Genomic DNA, 5,175 nt, shown 5'->3' with positions numbered 1-5,175 from the left:
GTCGCGGCGACTCGACCCAGCCCGGTTCTCGACATTCGAAAGCTGACGGCAACTCCCAGGACGAGACCGATCCATCCGCCTCGATTGGCGGTCAGGGAGAGCGCCGATGCCAGGACCACCAACAAAGGGACGTAAAGACGAGGACGCAGGACAGAGGCACAGCATGTAACGGCGACCGCCATGAAAGCACCCACTGCCACGGGGTGACCCAGGGTCGAACCAGATCGACCCAGCGTCCAGTTGGAAGCGCCGATGTCCACGAACGTCTGCAAAATCTGAAGCCCCGCCACCAGCATGCCGGTCACGACGAGCCAAAGTGGGATTCTGGCCCTGAGCGACGCGGGGATCGACCCACCAACGCAGATGAGGACCGCGCAGGCGAGGTACATCACGAGTCCTGCCGACTGCCGCTCCTCGCCGAGCAGGCTCCACCCGGGATCGACGCCCAGGGCACTAGCCACCGTGACGGCCCCAAACCAGAGACCGGCAGCGAGGCACACCGTGGCGTCTACACGTCTGGTCCCGATAGCCATCAGAAGTGCTCCGACCAGCACCGTGACCAGCTTCAGATCCACAAAGGCCGCCGACGTCAGGGGCGTCCAGGCCAAAGGAGAAGCCACCACAACCAGAAACAGTCCCATCTCCAGGAGAGGGTGGTGGGGCTTTTGATCGTGCTGTGTCTCATCTCGTTGCTCGACCATGCAGCCTCCCGGTGGTGCAGGACCGTTCGGGTATAGGGTTCGTCAGCCAGACCCCTGCGCGCAAAAGGCGAAGTCGAGGCCGCGTGAGACTGAAAGAGTGATCCCGACCGCCGCGGTGGTGCTCGGCCTCCTGATCGGCTCGTTTCTGAACGTCGTCATCCACCGCGTGCCCAGGAAGCTCTCGCTGGTCTCACCTGCTTCAGCCTGCCCCTCCTGCAGCGTCCCCGTGCGGCCGAGGGACAACGTTCCGGTTGTCTCGTACCTGTTCCTGCGGGGAAGGTGCCGCGCATGTGCGGCGCGGATTCCATTGCGATACCCGCTGGTGGAGGCCATGACCGCGCTGCTGTTCCTGGTAGCCGTGATTCGGGCAGCGGACCTCGAGACTGCGGCGTTCCTGGCTGCGGCGGGCTCGGTTCTCATCGCCTTGTCATTTATCGACCTGGATCACCGGCGTGTGCCGAATGTCATAGTCCTCCCGGCGACGACGGCGGCCGTGGTGTGGGTCGCAGCCGGAGCGGTCTTGACGGGCGACACGAGCCCCCTCGTTTCTGCGCTCATCTCGGCCACCGCGGGGTTCGTGCTTCTCCTGCTCATTGCGCTTGTGTCCGGCGGCATGGGGATGGGCGACGTCAAGCTCGCGGCGTTCATCGGTGTGGTATCAGGTCGGTTCGGGGTGGGCGCTTTCGCGGTCGCTCTGTTCTCGGGGTTCATGATCGGTGGCCTGGTCGCGGTCGTTCTGCTGGTCGTGGGGCGGGCCGGGCGCAAGACCGCCATCCCGTTCGCCCCGATGCTGTGCCTCGGCGGGCTGATCGGGATGTTCGCCGGCAGGTCGGTGTTCGAGTTCTGGGCGGGAGTTTAGCTCGACGTTGACACCTCTCGACCTCCACTGTTAGCTTGTTCACCTGCTGAAGCCGCTTGTGCTTCAGGTGGCTGATGAGTCGAAGCGTCGGGTGGTGAACCGGGCGCTGGGGGAAAACTAGATGAGCAAGCCCGGTCCGGTCCTCGGCGAGAGGCTGCTCACCGTCTCCGAAGTCGCCTCCGTCATGCGGGTATCCAACATGACGGTCTACAGGCTCATCAAGGGCGGGCATCTCAGCGCGATCCGCGTAGGGAAGAACTACCGGATCCGGGAGTCCGAGGTGGACCGGTACCTGCGCGACAGGATCGTCGAACACTAAGAGTTCTGCGGGGCGGGGTGGTTCCGAAACTTCAGTCGCCCCCTCCGGTACCCTCCCCACTAGGACTCTTGCTTTCCACAGGCCTGTCCGGCACACAATACGTCGCCGGTTCTAGCCCCTGATCGAGGAGCACAGTTGGGTTTCCTGCGCGTTGGCGGAGGCCACATCGGCCTCGACATCGGCACGAGCGCCGTGCGGGCAGCCGAGATCCGGGGTGACCGTAGTCCCCAGGTGGTGCGGTTCGGTCAGGTCCTGCTGCCCCGGGGCGCGGTGCGCAACGGCGAGGTCGAGGAGCCCGAGCTCGTGGGTCAGGCTCTCACGACCCTATGGAAGCGGGCCGGCTTCAGCTCACGCGACGTCCGCGTCGGCGTGTCCAACCGGCGGGTGGTGGTCCGCCAGATCGAGTTCCCGGCCATGTCCCGGGAGGATCTCGAGGGCGCCATCCGGTTCCAGGCTCAGGACTACATCCCGATTCCGCTCGCGGACGCTGTCATGGACTTCCAGGTCGTGGACGAGCTGACGGGACCCGAAGGAGAGGCACTCCAAAGGGTGGTGGTCGTGGCCGCCGAGCGGGAGATGGTGGACCGGCTGGTAGCGGCGGTACAGGCTGCGAAGCTCGAGCCCCAGTCCCTGGAGCTGAACGCGTACCCCCTCGTCCGCACGCTGGGCACAGACGATGCGTCCGCCGTGGAGGCCGAGGCGATCGTGGATATCGGCGCGGGGGTGACCAACGTCGTGGTCCAACAGGCGGGCAAGATCCGCTTCGTCCGGACCCTCAGCTCCGGCGGGGACGACTTCACCCAAGCCGTCAGCGCCGCGCTAGACCTGGAGTGGGAAGAGGCCGAATCCATGAAGCATCGCGCCTCGACAGAGCTGGGGATACGACTGGGGGCCGATGAGTACCTCGACGACGACGAGACCCAGGAGATCTCGACGACGACGCGCGGGGCTGAGCCAGACGACCTCGAGGAGCTGGACGAGGACGAAGAGGACGTAGAGAGCGGCGCTGAAGAAGAGGAGTCGGAGGACGATGACATCCCCGAGTCCCTGAGTGCGGCAGTGGACAACCTGGCGCCGCAGGTCGAGCGTTTCGTGGAAGAGGTCCGGGGCTCCCTGGACTTCTACACGGGGCAGTCCGAAGCCCTTCCCCTTCGCAGCGTGCTCGTCACCGGGGGAGGTTCTCTGCTGGGGGGCCTGCGATCCCGGCTCGGCGCCGCGCTGCGGGTCCCCGCCGATCAGGGGTCGGTGTTCCGCAAGGTGCCGATAGGCAAGGTCCAGTTGGAGGCGGAGCAGATCGCCGTCGCCGAGCCTTTCCTTTCGGTCGCCGTGGGACTGGCACTCGGCGGGTTCGAGGCCTGACGTGCCCCCTATCAACCTTCTTCCCCCGGAGATCCGAACGCGCCAGCGGACGCGGCGCCTGCTTTCCTTTGCGATCGCCGGAGCCGCGGGGGTGCTCTTCCTGCTGCTGATCGTGACGCTCATCCAACGAGGCACGATCAACCGGGAGGAGGACGAGCTGGCCCAGCGGCGAGCCCGTCAGGGGCGGCTCGCCATGGAGGCGGCGGGTCTGCGGCAGTTCGGTGACCTGGAGGCGACGGTTCAGCAGCGGCGGCGGACCCTCGCTGTCGCCTTGAACGGCGACATCGCCTGGTCGAAGTTTCTCAACGACCTCTCGCTGACCATTCCCGACAACGCCTGGCTCGTGAACCTGGCGCTCGCGTCGGCCCCCGGACAGGCGCAGACAGCCGTCCCGTCTTTTGGCACCGTGACCTTCACGGGCAACACGATGGACTTTCCCGCACTCGCGGGCTACCTGACGCGCATCGCGCAGATCGACGGCCTGACCTTCGTCTATCTCACCAACGGCACCAAGGCGAAGATCGGCACGAGAGACATCGTTTCCTTCGGCTCGACGGCGAACATCACGTCGTCGCTGCTGTCGCAAAGATGCCAGGGGACCGGCCCATGCCCCTGAGGACCCGGTTCATCCTGCTGATCGTTGCCGTGGTCCTGATCATCGTCCTGTGGTTTGTGTTCGTCTTCCGGACCGGCCAGACGAAGATCAACGACATCCGGTCTCAGCAGGACACCGTGCAGACGGAGATCGACAGTCTCACCGCCGAAATAGCGAGGCTGAAGGCACTGCAGGCGATCGAACCACAGTTGCGGGCGGACCTAGCGAGATTCCAGGAGGCTCTCCCCGAAGATCCGAGGCTTCCGGACTTCATCCTGCAGGTGACGGACGCGGCCAACCTGGCGGAGGTCGAGTTCCTGTCGATCACGCCGAGCCTGCCCACGCCTTTCGCCCCTACCGGCGGAGGCACGGCAGCCGGAGTGGCCCCTCCGGCCCCGAACACGGCTCCCGGTGGCGGGCAGCTGCAGGCGATCACCCTCACCATCTCGACCACGGGCAGGTACTTCGAGTTGCTTGACTTCATCATCCGGCTGGAGCGACAGCTGCCCCGGGCCGTGCGCATCAACACCTTCTCCTTGGCTCCCGGAGGCGAGGGGACGGGCACCTCCAGGGCGTCGCCGCTTCTAGCCGTCACGTTCCAGATGCAGATGTTCCTCGTGGCCCCCGCTCCGGCAGTCCCCGGCACGGTGCCCGCCAGCCCACCGCCACCCGGCGCGCCCGGCGCCTCGCCGGCTCCCGGAGCCTCTCCGGGGGCATCGCCCGCCGCCTCGCCGGCTCCCGCCGGGGCGACCCCACCACCGGGAGGCTGACGTGGCTCTTCGGGAAGAACCACGGATAAAACGCAGCTATCTCATCGCCTTGGGCGTTGCTGCCCTGGTGGCAGTAGCCGGGATTCTCTTCATGACCTTCTCCGGAGGAGGCGATGAGCCGGAGTTGCCGTCTTCGACCTTCGGGGCCGCGCCGCCTGTGGCCGCCCCTCCCGTGGCATCGCCGACCCCCAGGTCTGCGGACATCTTCGAGACCTTTGAAGGCCGCGACCCGTTCAGGCCGCTGATCGTGGCCGCTCCGGTGGGGGCGGCAGGGCCCGCCGGAAGTCCGGCCCCCGGAGGCCCGGCCCCCGCCCCCGCCCCCGGTCCGAGTGCCTCGGAGAGCCCGAACCCGACACCGCGTCCGGCCCGCGACGGGGTGCAGGTCGAGGTCCTGTCGGTGGCCGAGGACTCCAAGAGCGCCACGGTCAAGGTGGGTTCAAAGGTCCACGAGAATGCCCGTCCGGGGGAGACGCTTTCGGACGGCGTCCAGATCGTCAGCATCGAAGGTGAGTGCGTGAACTTCCGCAGAGGCGACGATGGCTTCCGGCTGTGCGAGGGCGAGCAGGTCCTCA

The 5,175-nt window shown here is 66.6% G+C and carries 7 protein-coding genes; 6 read left to right on the top strand and 1 reads right to left on the bottom strand.

Annotation, left to right across the window (positions count from 1 at the left end):
- Nucleotides 1-701, bottom strand: a 701-nt coding sequence (locus VNE62_11155) for a hypothetical protein (protein HVE92835.1), incomplete at its 3' end; no start/stop codon positions are given.
- Between the two features lie 97 nt (nucleotides 702-798).
- Between VNE62_11155 and VNE62_11150 the strand changes: the two genes are divergently transcribed.
- The 6 genes from VNE62_11150 to VNE62_11125 form a co-directional block, all read left to right on the top strand.
- A complete protein-coding gene (locus VNE62_11150) occupies nucleotides 799-1,560 on the top strand; it encodes a prepilin peptidase (GenBank protein HVE92834.1) in 762 nt (253 codons plus the stop codon).
- 121 nt (nucleotides 1,561-1,681) lie between these two features.
- Entirely contained in the window at nucleotides 1,682-1,879 is a 198-nt protein-coding gene (locus VNE62_11145; GenBank protein HVE92833.1) for a helix-turn-helix domain-containing protein, read from the top strand.
- A 135-nt stretch (nucleotides 1,880-2,014) separates the two neighbouring features.
- Complete coding sequence (pilM, locus tag VNE62_11140; protein ID HVE92832.1) at nucleotides 2,015-3,238, top strand: type IV pilus assembly protein PilM; 1,224 nt, start codon at nucleotides 2,015-2,017, stop codon at nucleotides 3,236-3,238.
- A 1-nt stretch (nucleotide 3,239) separates the two neighbouring features.
- On the top strand, nucleotides 3,240-3,854 hold the full coding sequence (locus tag VNE62_11135) for a PilN domain-containing protein (GenBank protein ID HVE92831.1): 615 nt from the start codon (nucleotides 3,240-3,242) through the stop codon (nucleotides 3,852-3,854).
- The gene (locus VNE62_11130) at nucleotides 3,845-4,603 is read left to right on the top strand and encodes a hypothetical protein (protein ID HVE92830.1); all 759 of its coding nucleotides are present in this window, start codon (nucleotides 3,845-3,847) and stop codon (nucleotides 4,601-4,603) included. The genes VNE62_11135 and VNE62_11130 overlap by 10 nt, the downstream gene beginning before the upstream one ends.
- Before the next feature lies 1 nt (nucleotide 4,604).
- The coding region (locus tag VNE62_11125; GenBank protein HVE92829.1) for a hypothetical protein at nucleotides 4,605-5,175 on the top strand (571 nt) is incomplete at its 3' end.

The sequence above is a fragment of the Actinomycetota bacterium genome (assembly GCA_035536535.1).
Taxonomy (GTDB): domain Bacteria; phylum Actinomycetota; class JAICYB01; order JAICYB01; family JAICYB01; genus DATLNZ01.
The sequence above is the reverse complement of the archived record's forward strand: the minus strand, read 5'-3'. Positions and strand labels throughout refer to the sequence as shown.